This window comes from Micromonospora sp. NPDC007230 (genome assembly GCF_042869115.1).
In the GTDB taxonomy this organism is placed as follows: Bacteria; Actinomycetota; Actinomycetes; order Mycobacteriales; family Micromonosporaceae; genus Micromonospora.
The window spans coordinates 127496-146063 of record NZ_JBIAFE010000014.1 but is presented as its reverse complement, the minus strand read 5'-3'; the positions used below and the strand labels follow the sequence as shown (position 1 = coordinate 146063).

General features: G+C 70.1%; 17 protein-coding genes. 10 read left to right on the top strand and 7 right to left on the bottom strand.

Annotated elements, in window-relative coordinates; all coding sequences use genetic code 11:
• Positions 1-127 precede the first annotated feature (127 nt).
• A complete protein-coding gene (locus ACFYML_RS20995; RefSeq protein ID WP_387422241.1) occupies positions 128-703 on the top strand; it encodes a hypothetical protein in 576 nt (191 codons plus the stop codon).
• A gap of 24 nt (positions 704-727) precedes the next feature.
• Here the strand turns inward: ACFYML_RS20995 and ACFYML_RS20990 are convergent, their stop codons facing one another.
• From ACFYML_RS20990 to ACFYML_RS20980, 3 genes are all read right to left on the bottom strand, one after another.
• Positions 728-1801, bottom strand: coding sequence for a winged helix DNA-binding domain-containing protein (locus ACFYML_RS20990; protein WP_387422240.1), 1074 nt, complete (start codon positions 1799-1801; stop codon positions 728-730).
• 134 nt (positions 1802-1935) lie between these two features.
• Entirely contained in the window at positions 1936-2244 is a 309-nt protein-coding gene (locus ACFYML_RS20985; protein WP_387422239.1) for a hypothetical protein, read from the bottom strand.
• Between the two features lie 179 nt (positions 2245-2423).
• Positions 2424-3026 carry a dihydrofolate reductase family protein gene (locus ACFYML_RS20980; RefSeq protein ID WP_387422238.1) on the bottom strand — a complete coding sequence of 201 codons (603 nt, stop codon included), beginning with the start codon at positions 3024-3026 and terminating at the stop codon, positions 2424-2426.
• Positions 3027-3313: 287 nt separating this feature from the next.
• Here ACFYML_RS20980 and ACFYML_RS20975 point away from each other — a divergent pair, with 287 nt between their 5' ends.
• The 6 genes from ACFYML_RS20975 (at position 3314) to ACFYML_RS20950 (ending at position 7155) form a co-directional block, all read left to right on the top strand.
• Positions 3314-4027, top strand: coding sequence for a hypothetical protein (locus tag ACFYML_RS20975; protein WP_387422237.1), 714 nt, complete (start codon positions 3314-3316; stop codon positions 4025-4027).
• 150 nt (positions 4028-4177) lie between these two features.
• Positions 4178-4552 (top strand): MmcQ/YjbR family DNA-binding protein, encoded by a 375-nt coding sequence (locus ACFYML_RS20970; RefSeq protein WP_387422236.1) that lies wholly within the window; start codon positions 4178-4180, stop codon positions 4550-4552.
• Between the two features lie 151 nt (positions 4553-4703).
• The gene (locus ACFYML_RS20965) at positions 4704-5165 is read left to right on the top strand and encodes an SRPBCC family protein (protein WP_387422235.1); all 462 of its coding nucleotides are present in this window, start codon (positions 4704-4706) and stop codon (positions 5163-5165) included.
• Complete coding sequence (locus ACFYML_RS20960) at positions 5162-5512, top strand: ArsR/SmtB family transcription factor (RefSeq protein WP_387275926.1); 351 nt, start codon at positions 5162-5164, stop codon at positions 5510-5512. Before ACFYML_RS20965 ends, ACFYML_RS20960 begins: the two co-directional genes overlap by 4 nt.
• A gap of 32 nt (positions 5513-5544) precedes the next feature.
• Positions 5545-5988, top strand: coding sequence for an SRPBCC domain-containing protein (locus tag ACFYML_RS20955; RefSeq protein ID WP_387422234.1), 444 nt, complete (start codon positions 5545-5547; stop codon positions 5986-5988).
• A 153-nt stretch (positions 5989-6141) separates the two neighbouring features.
• On the top strand, positions 6142-7155 hold the full coding sequence (locus ACFYML_RS20950) for a methyltransferase (RefSeq protein WP_387422233.1): 1014 nt from the start codon (positions 6142-6144) through the stop codon (positions 7153-7155).
• On the opposite strand, the gene ACFYML_RS20945 is transcribed toward ACFYML_RS20950, so the two are convergent.
• Together ACFYML_RS20945 and ACFYML_RS20940 are read right to left on the bottom strand one after the other, a co-directional pair.
• On the bottom strand, positions 7130-8212 hold the full coding sequence (locus ACFYML_RS20945; RefSeq protein ID WP_387422232.1) for a PQQ-binding-like beta-propeller repeat protein: 1083 nt from the start codon (positions 8210-8212) through the stop codon (positions 7130-7132). The genes ACFYML_RS20950 and ACFYML_RS20945 overlap by 26 nt on opposite strands.
• The gene (locus ACFYML_RS20940) at positions 8209-9207 is read right to left on the bottom strand and encodes a LysR family transcriptional regulator (protein WP_387422231.1); all 999 of its coding nucleotides are present in this window, start codon (positions 9205-9207) and stop codon (positions 8209-8211) included. Before ACFYML_RS20940 ends, ACFYML_RS20945 begins: the two co-directional genes overlap by 4 nt.
• Before the next feature lie 95 nt (positions 9208-9302).
• On the opposite strand from ACFYML_RS20940, the gene ACFYML_RS20935 reads away from it, so the two are divergent.
• From ACFYML_RS20935 to ACFYML_RS20925, 3 genes are all read left to right on the top strand, one after another.
• Positions 9303-12635: a S8 family serine peptidase gene (locus tag ACFYML_RS20935; protein ID WP_387422230.1), complete on the top strand. Its 3333-nt coding sequence runs from the start codon at positions 9303-9305 to the stop codon at positions 12633-12635.
• A gap of 243 nt (positions 12636-12878) precedes the next feature.
• A complete protein-coding gene (locus ACFYML_RS20930; RefSeq protein ID WP_387422229.1) occupies positions 12879-13460 on the top strand; it encodes a LemA family protein in 582 nt (193 codons plus the stop codon).
• A 3-nt stretch (positions 13461-13463) separates the two neighbouring features.
• Positions 13464-15326: a DUF2207 family protein gene (locus ACFYML_RS20925; RefSeq protein WP_387422228.1), complete on the top strand. Its 1863-nt coding sequence runs from the start codon at positions 13464-13466 to the stop codon at positions 15324-15326.
• A gap of 133 nt (positions 15327-15459) precedes the next feature.
• Here ACFYML_RS20925 and ACFYML_RS20920 read toward each other — a convergent pair whose 3' ends face one another.
• Together ACFYML_RS20920 and ACFYML_RS20915 are read right to left on the bottom strand one after the other, a co-directional pair.
• Positions 15460-16890, bottom strand: a complete 1431-nt coding sequence (locus ACFYML_RS20920; RefSeq protein ID WP_387422227.1) for a PQQ-dependent sugar dehydrogenase — start codon at positions 16888-16890, stop codon at positions 15460-15462.
• A gap of 558 nt (positions 16891-17448) precedes the next feature.
• Positions 17449-18456: a sugar phosphate isomerase/epimerase family protein gene (locus ACFYML_RS20915; RefSeq protein WP_387422226.1), complete on the bottom strand. Its 1008-nt coding sequence runs from the start codon at positions 18454-18456 to the stop codon at positions 17449-17451.
• Positions 18457-18568 lie beyond the last annotated feature (112 nt).

Sequence of the window (18568 nt, the reverse complement as noted above, 5' to 3'; positions counted from 1 at the left end):
ACAGTTCCAGAAATCAAATAGAGTGTGGCTAATGGAACAAACCGTCGCAGGTGCGGCCAGGCGTGCGCCGGAACGCGGCCGCCACCGGGCTCAGAGTTCAGCCCCGTCCGGCCGGCACCGCAGGCGTTTGCCCACCTACTTCTGGCTGGTGTTGATCGGCGTCCTCGGCGGCGGCCTGCTCTTCGCCTTCCTGCCCGGCTCGTCCGGCACCGACCCGAGCCAGCAGGCCATCGCCCCGGGCCCGACGATCGGCCTGCCGCAGGAGACCTTCCCGATCGAGTTGACCGAACAGCGACCGACTCCGACCGCAGCGCCTCAAACGGACGAACCCGAGGCGTCGGCATCAGCGTCTCCGACGCCCACACCGACCCTCTCCCCGACACCTACCCCCACTCTCACCGCATCGTCGCCGCCCAGCCGGTCGCCGACCCCTGGAGCCACCGCCCGGCCGGAGCTGCTCGGCCCGGCCAACGACGGCGAACTGGCGAACATGGTGCAACGCTATTGCGACCGGCACGTCTCAGGGTCCGGCTCAGCCAGCGCACGGTCGGACGGCCGGTGGGAATGCCGGCGATTTCTGGCGTCACCGCGGATCGTCAACATGGACACCGCCTGCCGCGACCGGTACGGAGCCGACGCGTACGCGCAGAACTCGACCGGCGACGCGTACGGCTGGCACTGCTACCGCATCCAGTCCGGGTGACCCCAGCACTGCCCGGTTCGATGATCACTCCATGAAGTCGACCTTGGCCAGTTGGACCTGCCGGTGCGCCGCCAACCGGTCGGCCTGCTCCGCGATGGCTGCCCGAGTGCGGATCGGCACGCTCGACCACAGTTGCACCTGCACGGTCAGCTTCTTCCCGGACTGGCGCGGGCGCCAGGTGCCGGCGACCTCGCCGTCCGCAACCACCGCACCGGGCCGGCCGAGCACCGGCCAGAGGGCCTTGGCCTGGGCCGGGGCTTCGACCAGCAGCGGACGGTCCTTTGCCTGCAGGAACAGGTCGAACGGCCCGAGCAGCCGGACGAGCCGCGGCCGCGACGCATCGAAGCGGTCGGCGTCGCTGGAGAGCACCCACCGGGCCTCGCCGGCGACGGACACCTCGACGCTGTCGGACGGCCAGTGGGCCTTGACGTCCTTGACCGGTGCGTCAAGGTAGTCGGCGACGTGCTTGGGGGTGGCCGGGCCGAGCAGCCGCAGGTAGGCGCGGATCAGGTCAAACCCCGGTGAAACGTGATGCGCCGGCCGGTGGCCGGGGATGGGTTGCAGCACCGGCGGAGAGGTGCCCGCCTGCAGTTCCAGGCCGGCGCGCAGCGCCGCTAGCCGGAACGGCATCTCGTAGAGGTGCGTGGCGTTGCACGGCCGGCAGAACCGCAGGTAGGGGGAGTCCATCTGGCCGGCCACCGCGGCGGAAGCCTCGCCCTTGACCAGCGGCGTGGTCACCACTGACCGCATGACGGCCGCGATGGCGTCCAGCGCGGCGAGGTTGCCGATGCCAGCCGCCTTCAACGGCTTGGACGCGTCGTAGATGCGCTTGCCGGCATCCGCATCGGAGAACGGTTCGACGGCGGCGGCGACCTGCGGCACGTCCTCGCGACGGTACAGGTGTGGGGCGCCGCGCACAGTCCAGAGCGTGGCCAGGTCGCGCTCGCGGAGCGCCGAGCCGTCAAGGCCGCGGTTGCGCAGGGCCCACAATCCGCCGTCCGTCCCGGTGTCCTGCACACCGATGTCGAGCACGGCGGTGTCGGCCAATCCGCCGGCTGCGCGGTCCAACTGCTGGGCGCGCACCCGAAACCCAAGCACTTGGAGGCGATCAATCGAAGCCACCACGGGCGCCAGCCTACGGCCCGCCACCGACATGGTGGGCGGAATGACGGGCGGGGCGAGACCACGGCCAGCCGGATCAGGGACGCTGGTGACCGCCCAGCGGCCTGCGCTCAGAGGGCGAATCCTTGGACGGGGTGTCGGGAGCCGTCGGGGAGGAGGATGTGTGCGGAGTTGGCGGCCCAGCCGATGGCGGCCGTCCACGCCCGTCGGGCCGGTCCGTGACCGCGGAGGTTGACCTGGGAGCCGGTGCCGAACACGACCGATCTCCGGAATGGGCGGTGGTCTACTTGCTCTCGCTGCCGTACTTCGACCTGCCAGCCGGTGCAGTCGGCGTCGCTGTCATCGATGATCAGGTGACGCACCCCGTCGGCGTCGCTGGCGAAGTGGTATGTCGGCAGTGGGCGTGCGGGCCAGTCCACCCGGCGAGTCTGGCGCACCTGCTGTAGTGGGCAGCCGCGGGGTCCGTTGTCGCATACGGCCACTGCCGCGCGATCTGCCGGCCGCTGGCCGGTGCGATCCACCGACACGAATCATGTCAATGCCGGTGCCCCAGGTCGCCGTCACACCCGGAGCACCGGCACTGATCGCAGCCGGAGGATCAGCCTGCCTGGCGCACGCGGTAGGCAAGATGGGTGACGCCGTTGCCCTCGACGACACTCGTGGGGCCCTCCAACTGGACCGGGGTGATCTTCAGACCGGCGAAGAAGGGGATGCCGTCGCCGAGCAGGACCGGGACGAGGTCGACATGGACCTCGTCGAGCAGGCCGGCCTCGAGGACCTGCGCCGCGATGGTGCCGCCGTTGACTCCGACCTCCTTGCTGCCGGCGATGGCCTTGGCCCTGTCGATCGCGCTCTCGATGCCGTCGGTGACGAACACGAACGAGTCGCTCTCGCGCTCCCACCCGTCGGGCACGGTGTGCGTGACGACGACCACGGGTACGTCCATCGGGTGCCGGCCGCCCCAGCCGTGGGTCATGTCGAACAGCCGTCGGCCGACCACCAGCGCTCCCGTCCTCTCGGTCAGGTCGCGCAGGTGCTTGGCGCTCGCCGCCGAGGTGCGCATCGTCATGCCGGGCATGGCCGTCGGCGTCTCGACGTCGCCGTTGTTGTACCACTGGAAGAGGTACTCGAACCCACCGTGCGACGCGTCGGCGATGTAGCCGTCCAACGACATGGTCGCTCCGGTCGTAACCTTCGTCATCGATCCGCTCCTTGTTCTTCGCCAGCCTGCCCCTAACCGGGCCTGTCCTTCACCCAGGGGTCGATCCTGGCGACGCCAGTTCGACATCCCCCAAGAAAATTTCGCGCCGTACGCCTCAAAGAGAGATCCGCCCAGCGTGGGCTCAAGGGCATCGGCGGTTGTTAAAGTCGACGCCTCGATCGACGGGAGGGCTGCGGCACGGCATGCGGGTGACGATGACGAGCGCCGCGGCAGGCACCGACCGGGCAAACGAGGACTTCGTCGGCGCCGTACCGACGGCAGCGGTGGTGATCGACGGGGCCGGCGGCTTCTCCGGCAGCGAATCGATCTGCCGGCACGGCGTGGCCTGGTACGCCAGCCGCCTGGGCGGCGGGCTCCTCAGCCTCTTGTCACTCGTGCCGGACCGCAGCCTTTCGGCGCTGCTCGCCGAGGCCATCGAGCAGGTGACGGATGATCACCGGCACACCTGCGACGTCGCCGACCCCATCAGTCCGTCGGCGACCGTAGCCATCCTGCGCCGGTCCGAGGGCCTCATCGAGCACTTGGTGCTCGGTGACTCGGTCCTCGTGCTCGACCGAGCAGGCGGTGCGCCGCTCGTCGTCTCCGATCCCCGAGAGGTGGTCATCAGCCGGTCGTACCAGTCCGCGCTCGCGGCTGTCGCCGAGGGTAGCGAGGAGTACCACAGGCTCCTCCGAGACCTGCGCGCCAACCGGAACCGGCCGGGTGGCTTCTGGGTGGCCAAGGACGACCCGCGGGCGGCGGGCGAGGCGATCACCGGAAGTTGCCCGATCTCCGAGCTGGCCGGTGCCGTCCTGCTCAGCAATGGGGCCAGCCGCGTCGTGGACCGGTTCCGGCTCACCGACTGGCCAGGGGTCATGGCCATCCTGGCATCGAGCGGACCCGCCGAAATCATCCATCGCGTCCGGCAGGCGGAGGTGCGCCACGCGGTGGTGGCGGACGACGCGACGATCGCACAATGCACCGACCTCGCCGAGGCCTGACCGTCGCCAGGCCCGCCCGGCCGCCTGGCCTGGTAGGACCACGGTGGCAGGTGCCGCTGTCGCCACCAGCGGGCCGTCTCGCCGGCGAGGCGGAGCTGCGGGGTGGTTAAGCTGTACGGATGCGGAGGGCGGTCTGCTGGAGGGACCTCGATGGCTGACGCCGACGATGTCCGTCAGCTGGCGCTGGTGCTGCCGCATGTGGTCGAGATCGACAGTGAAGGCTTCGATTTCCGGGTCGCCGGCAAGGGATTCGTCTGGTCCTACCCAGAGCGCAGGCCTGGTACGTCGCGCCTCATCCGGACCGACATCGCGGTGCTGTACGTCGGCGACGAGGCGGAGAAGCAGGCGTTACTCCTCGGCGAGCCCGGGGTCTTCTTCACCACGCCCGCATATGACGGGATGCCCCTGGTCATGTTGCGGCTGCCGCAGGTGAGCGTCGATCGCCTGAAGGAACTCGTCACCGACGCGTGGCGCATGCGCGCCCCGGACTCGCTCGTCGGTGACCTTGACGGCACCGGCTCGTGAGCCCAGATCTGAACAGAGCCGATCAGTAGGTCGACGTAGCGCCGGTTGCCACCGGCGGTGCCTTCACCTCCCGTCGGAGGTGCAACCGATGGTTGCGAAACGCCGGCCTCCCGGCTAGCCTGACACGCAACCAAACGTTGCGGGAGGGGTCATGGAGTTCGGAACCATCGAGCGGGAGATCTACGTCGAGGCTTCGCCCGAGATCGTCTTCGAGGTGGTGAGCAGTCCCGACCACCTCAAGGAATGGTGGCCGGACGACGCCCGGTACGAGCCGACGCCCGGGTCGACGGGCGAGATCGTCTTCGGCGACCCCGACGCCGGCGGGGCAGTGGTGCCGTTCACCGTCATCGACGCGCGACCGCCGCGGACGTTCTCGTTCCGCTGGACGCACCCGGCCGACGAGGTCGCGGCAGAGGGCAACTCGCTACTGGTCACCTTCGAGCTGACCCCGTCAGGCGGCGGGACGCTGCTCAAGATGACCGAGACCGGCTTCCGCGAGATGGGCTGGGAGATCGCCGTCCTCGAGCAGCAGTACCAGGAGCACGTCACCGGCTGGGACTTCTATCTGCCGCGGCTCGCGCCGTACGTCGCAACGCTGCGGGTGCGGCCGTGAGCGCCGCTGTGGCCGAGAAGGTCGACGACGACCTCTGGTCCGCGATCGGGGACCCGACGCGGCGCCGGATGCTTGACCTGCTGCTCATCGAGGGCGACGGCACCGCGACCACACTGAGTCAGCAACTGCCGGTCACCCGCCAGGCGGTGGCCAAGCACCTCGGCATCCTCGACCGGGTCGGCCTGGTCCGGGCGACGCCGGCGGGCCGGGAGAAGCGGTACCGGGTGGACGACGTCCAACTCGCCCGCGCGGTGGCCCAGCTCGCATCCGTCGGCTCGGCATGGGACGCCCGGCTGCAGCGGATCAAGCGGATCGCCGAGGCGATCCAGCGCACCCGACAGGACTGACATCGAGTCTGACGAGACCAAGGAGAGTCGAGATGGTGGACATTCTGCACCGGGTCGGGGTCAAGACCCCGACACCGGAAAAGGTGTACGACGCGCTGACGACCGTCGAGGGCCTCGCCGGCTGGTGGACCGACGACACGAAGGGCAGCGGCGACGTCGGCGGTGTCCTCGAGTTCCGGTTCCCCGTCGGTGGCTTCGACATGGAGGTCGTCGAGCTACGGCCGTCCGAACGGGTGGCCTGGCGGGTGGTCGACGGCCCCGAGGAGTGGATCGGGACCACGATCGACTGGGACCTCCGCCAGGACGGCGACTACACGATTGTGCTGTTCAAGCACCAGGGCTGGCAGGAGCCGGTGGAGTTCATGCACCACTGCAGCACCAAGTGGGGCTCGTTCCTGATGAGCTTGAAGTCGCTGGTGGAGACCGGCGAGGGTGCACCGGCGCCGCGGGACGTGCAGATCAGCGACTGGCACTGACCCGGCCGGCGGCCAGCCCTGTGCGGCGACGAGGCGAGGTCCCGCCGGCGCCGGCGGTTCCGGGGTGACCCAGCCCGGGCGCCGGAGATAGCGTTCCGGGGGGCGATGTTGTCCGACCGGGCGAGCCAGGCAACCGACGAGCAAGGAGGCGCCATGGCAGAGGAGGCGACCGGCTGGGGCGGGAGGCTGTGGGCGGCCGCTGACCTGGTCACCCCGATGGCCATCCGAGTGGCGGCGACACTGCGGTTGGCCGACCACATCGCCAGTGGCACGCGGACGATCGAGGCGCTGGCCGCAGCGGTGGACGTCGACCGGGACGCGCTGGGGCGACTGTTGCGCCATCTGGTGACCGCCGGTGTGCTGTCGCATGCGGGGACCGGCACCTACCACCTGACGGCCCTGGGTGAGCAGCTCCGTGACGATGATCCAGAAGGCGTGCGGCCCTGGCTCGATCTGGAGGGTGCCGTCGGGCGCGCCGATCTGTGCTTTGTCCAGCTCTTGCACACCGTGCGTACCGGCGAGCCCGCGTTTCCGCGCCAATTCGGCCGCTCGTTCTGGGACGACCTGTCGGCCGACGCCCGGCTGGGAGCGTCGTTTGACGCGCTGATGGGAGCCCGGCTGGTGGCGGACGCGCCCGCGATAGCTGCTGCCTACCCGTGGAGCACACTTGGTCACGTCGTCGACGTGGGTGGCGGCAACGCCAGCTTGCTGATCGCCATCCTTCGTGCCCATCCCGACCTGCTCGGGACGGTGATCGACCTGGCCGGCCCGGTGGCCCGCGCCGCACAAGCCATCGCCTCAGCGGGCCTGGGCCCCCGGGTCGGCACTCAGGTCGGCAGCTTCTTCGATGCCCTCCCCGCCGGTGCGGGCGGCTACCTGCTCTCGGGTGTCCTGCACGACTGGGATGACGAGGAGGCCGCCCGCATCCTGCAACGGTGCGCCGACGCAGCCTCGGCGACGGGAAGAGTGCTCGTCGTCGACCACATCGGCGATGCCCAGGGCGACACCTCGGACACCGAGGGAGACCTGCGCATGCTCTGCTACGTCCGCGGCCGGGAACGCACCCTCGACCAGTTGGACGAGCTGGCCAGGTCAGCCGGCCTGCAGGTCAGCTCGGTCCGGCCGGCCGGCTCACGCTCGATCATCGAGTTGCGTCCGCCTCACTGAGCCATCCGCTTGCCGGCGGGATATCGAGCGTGACGAGGTGGCCTTCGCCGATCGCGTGCATCAAATTGTTGGCGCCGGGAACCAGCCGGTCAATCCGCGCCGACAGCCGGAGGTGAGCGCCGACGTTGCCAGCGCGGTCGATGGTGACCAGCGATCCGTCCGCAAAGGCGAACAGCACACCGCCGGACACCAGGGCCGCGGCGCGGACGGCGCCGTGCGGTAGGGGCCGTATCGCGGTGACAACACCTTGGCTCAGGTCGATGACCGCAATGCCCGCGTCCTCGACGAGCCACAGCGTATCGCCGTGGAGGACCGCCGCTTGTGGGCGGAGATCACGCTCGTGTTGCCACAGCACCTGCACGCCGTTCACCGGATGAAAGGTCATGACCCTGCGCCGACCACTGAGGAAGGTCACCCGGCCATCGCTGCTGACTCCGTAGCCGCCGCCGACATCAGTGATGACCACCGGCGCCGGCAGTAACCACTCCGCCAGAACGGCCCCGGAGGTGGCGATCACCAGTAGTTTTGGCAGGTCGGTGCCCGCGATGAGCAGCCCATCGGCCGTCGAGTCGCGTTCGGGCTTCCACCGAACCGGCTGCGGCCAGGCAAGTGGACCGGCTCCGGCGAACGCAGCGCCGTCGAACGGCAGGCACTTGCCGTCGGCAAGGGCTACCCGCATCAGAGGGTGGTAACCGCGCCACCCTCCCAGCAGCACATCCGAGCCGCTGACGCTGACGTGATGTCTCAGTCTCATGCCGGGCGTCGACCACAACCGTTGCCCGTTGGCCAGGTCGAAGCAGTGCAGAACCCCTGCTTGGCTCAGGTAAAGGCAGCGCTCGCCCGCGATTACGGTCGTGCCCCAGCAATCCTCGACGCGTTGTTCCCAGCGCTGCAACCCGCTGCGCGGGTCCAGCCGGACCAGGCGCGAGTGCCGCTGCGCCACGACGACGGAACCGGGCGCCGTGGCCATCGCCAGCGAGCCCGACCTCAGATGCAAGGGCCGCGACCACAATACGCGGACCGACCGACCCACCACGCCAGCATGATCCGTCGTCATCGCGGATGAGGGCTCGCGGCCGTGCCCCGGACGCCAGGCCCGCCCGGCATCGGAGTGCGGCGGTCGAGCCAGTCCCGGTAGACCGGGGATCTCCGCGCTTCCGCCCAGTACGCCTCGGTGAGCGCGTCCCGTAGCGGGTGCGCGTGCGGTGCGAGCGGCCCGTGGGAGGGCCAGATGAGTCGTTGGCGTGCCCACATCGGATCGCCGGCCAGCGGTCGGATCAGGACGCCTGGGCGGGCCGGGGTCAACGCGTGGGTGAGTGCTACTCCGTGGCCCTGGCCGATGAGCGGGAAGATGACGGCGGCGTTCATCCGCTGCACCCGACGCGGGGTGAAGCCGGCACGCCGGCAGGCGGCCCGGAACAGGCTGCGCATCCGCACGTCCTTGCCCTCGCCGGCGAGCCATTGCTCGGTGGCGAGGTCGGCGAGCGCCACCTCTGGCTGCCCGGCCAACGGGTGTCCCGCGGAGAGCAGGACGAAGATGGGCTCCACCGCGAGTACGGCGTCGTCGAGCTCGGGCGGCAACGCGAGCTCGTACCCGGGATAGTCCAGGCCCAGCCCGAATTCCAGGCGCCCGCCGGCCAGCAGGTCGAGGAGTTCCTCCTCGGTGTCGGCCACGTGCAGGGAGGTGTCGGCACGGGGGAACAGCGCCCGGGCGGCGGTCATCAGCAGCGCGGTGAGCGGACCGGGTATCGAGCCGAGTCGCAGCGCGTCGAGGTCGGTGTCGCCGGGCCCGCGCTGGCGTACGTCGCGGAGCAGGTCGTCGTAGAGGGTCAGGACACCGGTGGAGTGGTTCAGGACGATGCTGCCGAGCGTGGTGGGCCGGGTGCCGCGGCGACCGCGGTCGAACAGCGGGCCGCCCAGGGCGCGTTCGATCCGTTGCAGCTGCGCGGTGAGCGCCGGTTGGGTGTACCCGAGCGCGGCGGCGGCCCGGCTGATGCTGCCGGCCTCGGCGATCGCAGTCACCATGCGCAGATGACGGATCTCCAGGTCCATAACCCGATGGTATGGCCGGCTGGGATTTCCCGGTAGTTCCTGCCGGTCGGGACAGTAACCCGGGCCTGATCAGCAGTGTTCGGCAGGAGGCGCAGGTGCGGGAGAGACGGTTCTACAAGCTGGCAACACTGATGTCGGCGGTGCTGGCCGCGGGTGCCGTCTCGGCGCTGCCGGCGGCCGCCGCGCCGGTGCCATCCGGCACGTCCGGCAGGTCCGACTGGACGGTGGGCGTTTCCGCCCGTCCCGATGATGGGCACTGGGTCACGCTGGTGACCGGCGACCGTGTGTACCTGGCCGAGAAGCGGGTCGCGATGACTCCGGGTGCCGGGCGGGAGCACATCGGCTTCAGTCAGTTCACTGAGGACGGCCACCAGTACGTTGTGCCGAACGATGCCCTGCGGCTGGTCTCCGCCGGGCGGGTGGACCGCCGGCTGTTCGACATCACCGGCCTGGTCGCGGCGGGCTACGACGACGGGCAGGTGAGCGAGGTGCCGACCATCGTCGCGTACCCCGCCGGGACCGCCGGCCGGGCGCGGCTGCGCGCGGACGGCGCATCCCGGGTGACTCGGACGCTGCCCAGCGTGCGCGGCTCGGCGGTGCGCGTGAACAAGCAGCGGGCCGCGACCTTCTGGGCCGATGTCACCGACAAGGGCTCGGGGCTCGGCAAGCTCTGGCTGGACGCCAAACGCGCGGTCAGCCTCGATCAGAGCGTGCCGCAGATCGGCGCGCCGCAGGCATGGTCGGCCGGGTACGACGGAACCGGGGTCACCGTCGCTGTCCTGGACACCGGGGTCGACGACACCCACCCGGACCTGGTCGGCCGGATCGCGGAGAAGCAGAATTTCACCACTGCCGCCGACGCCGGCGACCCGGTCGGACACGGTACCCACGTGGCGGCCACCATCGCGAGCACCGGGGCGGGCTCCAACGGCAAGTTTCGTGGTGTCGCGCCCGGCGCCTCGCTGCTGATCGGCAAGGTCTGCGAGACCAGGAACTGCGCCGAGTCGGCGATTCTCGCCGGCATGGAGTGGGCGGCGCCACGCGCGAAGGTCATCAACATGAGTCTCGGCGGGCCGGATGAGGGCGACGACCCGTTGAAGGCGGCGGTGAACACGCTGACCGCCCAGACCGGGGCCTTGTTCGTCGTCGCGGCCGGCAACGACGGCCGCGATGGAGGCGTCTCCTCGCCGGCCACCGCCGACGCGGCGCTCGCCGTCGGTGCGGTGGACAAGCAGGAGAATCTGGCGTCCTTCTCCAACCGGGGACCGCGCTCCGACGGTGCCATCAAGCCGGAGATCACTGCGCCCGGCGTCGGTATCGTCGCGGCGCTGTCCAAGGACAGCGACTATCCGGAGTACGCCCCCGGGTACACCCAGCTGAACGGCACTTCGATGGCCACCCCACACGTGGCCGGGGCCGCCGCGTTGCTGGCGGAGCAGCACCCGGGTTGGACCGCCGGCGCACTGAAGGCGCAGCTGATCGCGTCGGCCAAGCCGAACCCCGCGCTGAACGCGTTCCAGCAGGGCGCCGGCCGGGTGGATGTGGGCCGCGCCATCAAGCAGGCGGTGCTGCCCAGCCCGACCAGTCTCGCACTGGGCACCCAGGCGTACCCGGCTGACGACGACGTCCCGGAGGAGCGGACCGTGCGCTACCACAATGACGGCCCGGCCGCGGTGACCCTGAACCTGACCGCACCGGCGACCGGGCCGGACGGCGCGGCGGCCCCGGCCGGCATGTTCACGGTGAACCCGAGCCAGCTGACCATCCCGGCCGGCGGCACCGCCGAGGCCACGCTGACCGCCAACACCCGGGTGAACAGCGCGACCGGCCTGTTCAGCGGCGCTGTGGTGGCCAGTTCCCCGGACGGTACGGTGTCCGCCCGAGTGCCGGTGGCCATCACCAAGGAACACGAGTCGCGCAAGCTCACCGTCAAGCTCATCGACCGCAACGGCGCGCCGGCCAGCGACTACTCGCTCAGCGTCGTGGGCGTCGACTTCGCCGTCTACAAGGTGCCTTACCACGCCTCGGGCACCGTCACGACCTCGGTTCGGGTCGGCCGGTACGCCGTACAGGCGACGATCCTCACGGACGAGCCCGACGGTGCCAGCTCGACGCTGCTGGCCCAGCCGGTCTACACCGTCACCTCCGGCGGCGACGCCGAACTGGTGCTGGACGCCCGCAAGGGCACCTCGGCCTCGGTCACCGTGCCGCATGAGGGGGCCGCCAGCCGCAGCGCCCACCTCGGCTTCTTCCGGACGCTGCCGTCCGGGTACGTGTTGGACAACCGGGTCAGCGGGACCCGCTTCGCCAAGCTCTACGCGGCGAACCTGGGCGGCCCGGTGCCGGCGGACGCGGGCACGCTCACCGGCGAGGTGCGTACGGTCTGGGCGCAACCGAACGCCGACGGTAGCTTCACCAACTCGCCCTACGAGTACGACCTCGTCTGGTTCCGGCGCGGCGACCTGTTCACCAACTTCCGACACACCGTCCGGCAGGGTGAGCTGGCCACCGTGGTCAACCGGTTCCACTCCGTCGGCCCGGTCGACCGGACCGGGTACATGCACAGCTGGGGCTTCCCGGCGGACGGCGGCAGCGCGATCTCCGCGCCCATCCCGTTCACCATCCCCGGCGAGCGCACCACCTACTACTCGGCCGACGGCGTGATGTGGCGGAACAGATGGGAACCGCAGGGGCCGTACGGGGCGCAGTTCTGGACGGGTGACCTGACGTACGAGCCGGGCCGGCGGTACGTGGTGGACTGGCAGAAGGGGCCGTCCGCGCCCATCTTCAACGGGGACCGGGTGTTCTTCACCCGGCAGGGCAACTACATGGCCCTCAACGTGCCGGTGTTCGGGGACCAGGCCGGGCACACCGGGTACTCGTGGCTGGACACCGGCCGGATGGCGCTCTACAAGGATGACAAGCTGCTCGCCGCCATGCCCACGTACTTCTACGACGCGAGCGGCTCCGTTCCCGCGGCGGAAAGCACCTACCGGCTGGAGTACGCGGTGACCCGCGGCGCGAACGGTTCGATGGACAACAGCACGTCGATCAGCGGCAAGTGGACGTTCCGCTCCGCCGAGACGCCCGGCGAACAGCCGACCGCCCTGCCGCTCGCTTCGGTCGCGTTCCGGCCGGAGCTGGACGTCGAGAACAGCGCGCGCGGCGGACGCGTGTTCCCGGTCCCGCTCAGCATCGAGCGCCAGCCGGGTGCGGCCGCCGCCGACCTGAAGACGGTCAACGTCGAGGTGTCGTACGACGAGGGCGCGACCTGGCGGCGGGTGTCCCTGCAGAACACCGGCAAGGACGCCTTCCTGGCTCTGCTTCACCAGCCGGAGCAGGGGTACGTGTCGCTGCGCGCCAGCGCGGCGTACGCGGACGGCGCCACCGTCGACTACACCGTCATCAAGGCGTACCGGTTGCGGTAGCCGTGACTGCGCTCAGCGCCTGATGGCCAGCCGGGCCGCCGCCATCCGCGGCGGCCCGGCGTGTTCCTCCTGCGGTACTTGCTGTCCAGGTCGGGCCTGCGACCGGCGACGGCGGCGGCCTCGTCAGCGCCGAGGTCCGCCCGGTCCGCGACGACGACCACACCGAACGTTCGATGCCGCGGTTGCGCGGGGATGACACACTCCCGGCGATGCCCCATGGAACCTTCGTGGAAGGGAGTCCCCGTGGCGGAGACGGGCGGACTCATCGCGATCATCGGCGGGCTGGTGTGCCTGCTGGTCGTCGGCGTACTCGCGTGGCTGATCATGACCTACAACCGCCTCGTGCGACTGCGCAATCAGGTCGCCGCTTCGTGGGCGCAGATCGATGTGCAGCTCAAGCGACGCTCGGACCTGATCCCGAACCTGGTGGAGACCGTCAAGGGCTATGCCGCGCACGAGAGCGCCACGCTCGCGGCGGTGACCGCCGCGCGTACCGGGGCGGTCGCGGCGGCGGGTGCCGAACCGGCCGCGCGGGCCCAGGCGGAGAACGCGCTCACCCAGAGCCTCGGCCGGCTCTTCGCCGTCGCCGAGGCGTACCCGGACCTAAAAGCCAGCCAGAACTTCGCGGCCCTGCAGGCCGAGCTCGCCACGACCGAGAACAAGATCGCCTACGCGCGGCAGTTCTACAACTCGGCCGTCCAGACGCACAACAACGCCGGGCAGACCTTCCCGACCATGCTGATCGCCGGCCTCGCTGGGTTCCGCGCGCGGGAGTTCTTCGAGACGGCCGAGGGTGAGCGCGGCCCGGTGCAGGTGCGGTTCTAAGCCATGAGCCCCGCCGTCCTCGAGCTGGGTGCCGTCGGCGCGTCCCTCGCGCTCTTCTTCGGCGCGTACGCGTTGATGCTGTCGATCACCGGGCGGCGCGGCATCCACGCCGCGCCGCCCTCGCCGGATCTGCCCGAGGAACCGCCCGCCGTGGCGAGCCTGCTCGGCACCGGCTGGCAGGTCACCGAGGATGCCGCCGAGGCGACGCTGCTGGATCTGGGGGCTCGCGGCTATCTCGAATTCCGCCAGCCCGACAACGACCCGCACCACACGACGGTCCACCTGACGGGCACCGTCCCGGCCGGGCTGACCGCGTACGAGAAGCGGGTCTACGAGCGCGTCGTGACGCTGGCCGTGGACGGTGTGGTGCCCCTCACCGCGATGACGTTCCGCGACGAGAAGGCGGCGAGGTCCTGGTGGAAGGCGCTGCGCAGGGAGGTCGTCGCCGACAGCCGGGCGCGCGGCCTGTCGCGCCGCCGCTTCGGTCCGGCGATCGTCGTCCTCCTGGTGATCGTGGCCGCTGTCGCCGCGGCCGGGATCACCTACGGCTTCGGTCATTTCGCTATCCGTACGCCGGACAAGCGCGGCAACGACATCGGGGCGACCATCGGGGCGTACGTGATCAGCTTCGCGTTGCTGGCGACGTTCGCCGGCCGCTACAACGGGGAGCGGGACACCGCCACGGGACGGCAGGCCGCGAGCCGATGGATGGGCGTGCGTGACTGGCTGCGCGGGCACGAGGCGTTCGCCGATCTGCCCCCGGCCGCCGTTGGGCTCTGGGATCGCTACCTCGCCTATGGCGCCGCGCTCGGGGCGACCCGCATGGCGAGCACCGTCATCGACATGGGCATGGGCGACCGCACCCGGGTCTGGTCCACCTTCGGCGGCTCGTGGCACCGGATACGGGTGCGGTATCCGCGCAGTGGACGATACGGGGAGACCGCACCGAGGCTGCTGTTCCGCGGCGTCCTGCTGGCCGTCATCGGCTACGCCATCGCCCGCTATGGTTACGTCGTCGTGGACATCGCGATGCAGATCGACGCGGTGTCGGCCAGCGCCTTCGCCTCGTTCGCCGGCCTCACCTCGGCCCTGATCACCCTCACCGGTGCGCTGCTGGTGGTCAACGGCTGCTACACCGTCGTGCGTACGATCATCGACCTCGCCAGACCGAAGACGATCACCGGCCAGGTCCTCTGGATCGACCTGTGGCGGACGCAGAACTCCAGCAGCGACAACAGCAGACCACAGCCGATTCTGTACTACCTCGCGGTCGATGACGGCACCAGCGACCGCACCGTGGCGTGGGGGCTGCCGCTGGCGCTGGCGAACAGTTGCGCGACCGGCGACACGATCCAGCTGACCGTCCGGCCCTGGTCCCGGCGCGTCACGGCGATAGGCGTCGTCGAGCGGGGGAGTGGACACGGTCCTCAGCCGGAGGTACCGACCGACAACCTGGTGCTCGCCGCGCTCGACCGGCCCCGCCAGGGCGGCGGCGCAGCCCCGGCCTTGACCCGCAACGGCTCCCTGCTGCAAGCCGAGGAGGTCGCCAGCGCCCTGCAGTGGCCGTCGCCGGTCACCGCCAGGGCGATGATGGGGCCGGGCGGGATCATCGAGTTCTCCGCTCCGGAGGGCCCGATCCTCATGCTGGTCACGGCGCACGGTGTGCTCGGCTCGATGGCGTGGCGGACGGCGAGCCAGGGAACACCACTGCCCGGCGTCGGCGACGCCGCGTTCACCCGCGGGCCGGCGGCGGCCGCCCGCGTCGACGGCAGCACCGTGCAGGTGGCCCTGCTGCCGGCTGCCAGGGGCCGCGATGCCGCACTGCCGGGCCTGCTCAAGCTAGCGGTGGGGCGGTTGCGGGCATGAGCGAACCGCGTTTCCGCGCGCCGACTTCCTTGATCGCGTTCCTGGCCAGGTCGAAGGCTTCGGCACGACGACGGGGTGACCCGCCCGGCCGGCACGGCGGACAGGCGGCTCACCCCGTCGGGTTTGCTGATCGTCAGCGCCGGTAGATCGTGTAGACCGCGCCGTTGGTCAGCGAAAGGACGGCCAGATTCCCGTCCGGGCTGGTCTCGACGTCCGTGACGACGCCGAAGTCCCGGCCGATCAGGAGGCTTTCGCTTTCCGTGATCTCGTGCTTGGCGAGGTTGTCCGCCACCCGGTCTTCCAGCCGAGGATCGTCGACGGCGATCTTCTGGCGGTTGCCGGTCAGGTTGAAGTGGAAGAGGTAGCCCCCGTTGAGGGCGGCCGTCGCGCCACCCATGAACAGGTCACCCTGGAACTCCGGCCCGAGCGCCCGGCTGTTGAGGAAGCCCATTCCGCCGGGGGCGAGCTCCCACCTCCAGCTGAACTCGGGATCGCTGTAGTGCGCCCCGGGAAGCATGAACAGCCTGCCGAGCGCCTCCTGCGGGCTGTCCGCGATGTTGCTCGGCGGCCAGCGTAGTTGCTGCAGGTTCCGCCCGCCGAACGTCGTCTCGATCTCCTTGAACTGGGCGACCCGCTGCACCGGCCCGGCGATCTGGACCCAGCCGCCGTTCATGCCCGGCTCGAGCCGGTTGATCTCGCTGAAGCTGTCGTCGCCGTTCTCCTGCATCCACACATTTCCGGTGGCGGGGTCGACGGCCATGCCGAATCCGTTGCGGTGGCCGTACGAAAAGATCTTCTGTACGGTGGCGCCGACCTCGCCGCCCATGGCCGCACCGGGCCGGAAGAAGGGGTTGTCGGTCGGCGTCGTGCCGTCGTCGTTGAGGCGCAGGACGACGCCGCTGAGGTGGGCGTCGTCTGGTGCCGGTCCGCCGAACTGGTCGTCGGGCACGGTCGGCCCCGGGCAGGCGGCGGTCGGGCCGCAGGTGAGGTTTTGCAGCTGGCCACGCCGACCAAGGTCGCCCGTGAAGGTGTACAGCTTCCCGTCGCGGCCGAAGCTGATCACCCCGCCGTTGTGGTTGGCGCGTGCGGGCTGGCCGGCGTCCTCTTGACGGGCGCGGATCCGGATCAGGTTGCGGTCGAAGGTGAGTGTGCTGCCGTTCCACACGAACCGGTCGACCCGGTTGCCGAGCAGCGGGGTTTCGCTGAGGACGGTGGTGTCGCTGCCGGTCGTGCTCTCCGTCCAGTACAGGTAGACCCCAGGATTCGTCGGGAAGTCCGGGTGCAGGGCGATCCCGAGCAGGCCTCGCTCGGAGCCGGCATTGACGGCGAGGTCCAGTGGCGTGCTGGCGATGGCTCCGTTGACGACGCGCTGGACCCGTCCAGTCGTCTTCTCGAGCACGAACATGTCGTCGTCGCCGATGAAAGCCAGGCCGGTGGGGTTGACCAACCCTGTGACGGCCCTGCGCACGGCCAGCTTCCGGTCGAGCATCGTCGGTCCGCCCGGCTCGGCGTTGGCTGGGGCAGCCGCGGTCATGGACAGTCCCGATGCCGCCAGGGTCAGCATGGCGATGATCGTTCGCGGTTGGCGGCGGGCGCGCGTCGGTGCCACGCTTCCGCCTGGTGATCCATTCGGTGCTTCCATGGTCTGGCGGCGTGGGACGACGGTGCGGCGAGGTCGTGCGTGCATGCCAGGTTCCCTTCCTGCCCGAGTGGTGAAGAGTGTTCCGCGGACGACGTCGACCGGTCGCGAAGCCCGACTGCCGCCGCATGGTGTCGTTCGGTGCAGTGACCCCCTTTGTCCAACGGCGGCGCAGGCGGGCCGTTACGTCCGGACGAACCCGCTGGTGACGGCCGGGCTTCGCGACCACTGGACGCCCGGCCGGGCCCGAGGTCGGCACTCACCGACAGGTCGCCGGAGAAAGGCCAGGACCTCGGGTCCCACCGGAAGGCACGCGCCCCGGCCGCGCTCGGTTCACTGTCGATCGAAAATTTTCGACGGAGGCGACCAGGTCACAGCTACCGGTTGCTCCGGCCGGCGTGGAGACAACCGGTTGAGGGTGATCGATGCCGAGCCTGTCGTCGATGCCGTCAAGGTGGCCGGGTGCCTCGACTGCCTGAAACGTCAGCGGCGCCCTGGCCGGGTTGTCAGCTGGGACAGATGCTTGGCGCCACGCCACACGGTGTTGGGGGCGCCAGCCGGATTGAGGCTGAGATTGCCCGCGTCGTCGTGCTCGATGAAGTACCGGTGCGCGCGGAGGTCCTTGAGCGCCGACAGGGTCCGGACCCAGTCGACGTCACCCTTGCCGAGGTCCGCGAAACCGAACCGTCTGCCCGCGTTGGTCGTTCCGGCGGCCGCGACGCGGGGACCGTTGGGGTCCCACCTGATGTCCTTGATGTGGAACATCGGGAACCTGCTCTGGTGCCTGCGCAGGTACTCATAGGGGTCTTCCCCGGCAACAGAGACCCACCCGAGGTCGACCTCGAACTTGACGTAGCGGGGATCGGTTTCCTCGAGGAGGATGTCGAACAGGGGCCGTCCGTTGACGATCGCGAATTCCCGGTCGTGGTTGTGGAAGAAGAACCCGTCGAAGCCGTTCCTTACGGCGTCCTCTCCCCACTCGTTGAACAGGTCCGCCATGGCCCGGAACGAGTCCTCGGTGAACTCGTTGATGATCCCGATCGTGCTTCCGGTCCCCACGATGGGCAGACCGAGCGAGTGCGCTTCCTGGAACAGTTGGGCGCGGCCCTGCGCCGTCGCCCATGGGTTCGGCGCGTCGAGGCTTCGTGGGCCGAAGTGGTTGCTCGCGACGCGGATGCCCAGTGACTCCGCGATCGAGCGGATCTCCACGGTAGTCTTGTCGTAGTACGTGCCGGCGAGCTCGATCTCCTTCACACCCGCCTCCGCCACGACCTCCAACGTGCCTCCGATCTCGAGGCTGGTCGGTACGAGCGTCCGAACGGTGAAGACCTGCAGCCCGATTCGGTCCTTGGGGATGACATGCGGTCCGCCGTTACCGATGCTCGCCGTAGCGTCATCGCCGGCGGCCGACGCCGGACCTGCGACCGCCGCCAGCGCCGCCGTCGCCGCCGCACCCGCCCCAGCTCCGAACAGCGCCCGGCGACTCCACATCGATGACTCTCCCATCACACATCACTCCTTCCGCGCGGCTCAGGCCTCCTCGGCCGAGCGCGATCGCTCAGGGCCGTGGTCGATGAGCATCGACCCGGCGACTCATGGGTTC

Bases quoted from the DNA above. Each gene is read 5' to 3' on its own strand.
- ACFYML_RS20920 (WP_387422227.1), bottom strand. From the start codon at position 16,890: ATGCTGACCCTGGCGGCATCGGGACTGTCCATGACCGCGGCTGCCCCA.
- ACFYML_RS20980 (WP_387422238.1), bottom strand. From the start codon at position 3,026: ATGACGAAGGTTACGACCGGAGCGACCATGTCGTTGGACGGCTACATC.
- ACFYML_RS20970 (WP_387422236.1), top strand. From the start codon at position 4,178: ATGGCTGACGCCGACGATGTCCGTCAGCTGGCGCTGGTGCTGCCGCAT.
- ACFYML_RS20965 (WP_387422235.1), top strand. From the start codon at position 4,704: ATGGAGTTCGGAACCATCGAGCGGGAGATCTACGTCGAGGCTTCGCCC.
- ACFYML_RS20945 (WP_387422232.1), bottom strand. From the start codon at position 8,212: ATGACGACGGATCATGCTGGCGTGGTGGGTCGGTCGGTCCGCGTATTG.
- ACFYML_RS20940 (WP_387422231.1), bottom strand. From the start codon at position 9,207: ATGGACCTGGAGATCCGTCATCTGCGCATGGTGACTGCGATCGCCGAG.
- ACFYML_RS20925 (WP_387422228.1), top strand. From the start codon at position 13,464: ATGAGCCCCGCCGTCCTCGAGCTGGGTGCCGTCGGCGCGTCCCTCGCG.
- ACFYML_RS20915 (WP_387422226.1), bottom strand. From the start codon at position 18,456: ATGTGGAGTCGCCGGGCGCTGTTCGGAGCTGGGGCGGGTGCGGCGGCG.
- ACFYML_RS20950 (WP_387422233.1), top strand. From the start codon at position 6,142: ATGGCAGAGGAGGCGACCGGCTGGGGCGGGAGGCTGTGGGCGGCCGCT.
- ACFYML_RS20955 (WP_387422234.1), top strand. From the start codon at position 5,545: ATGGTGGACATTCTGCACCGGGTCGGGGTCAAGACCCCGACACCGGAA.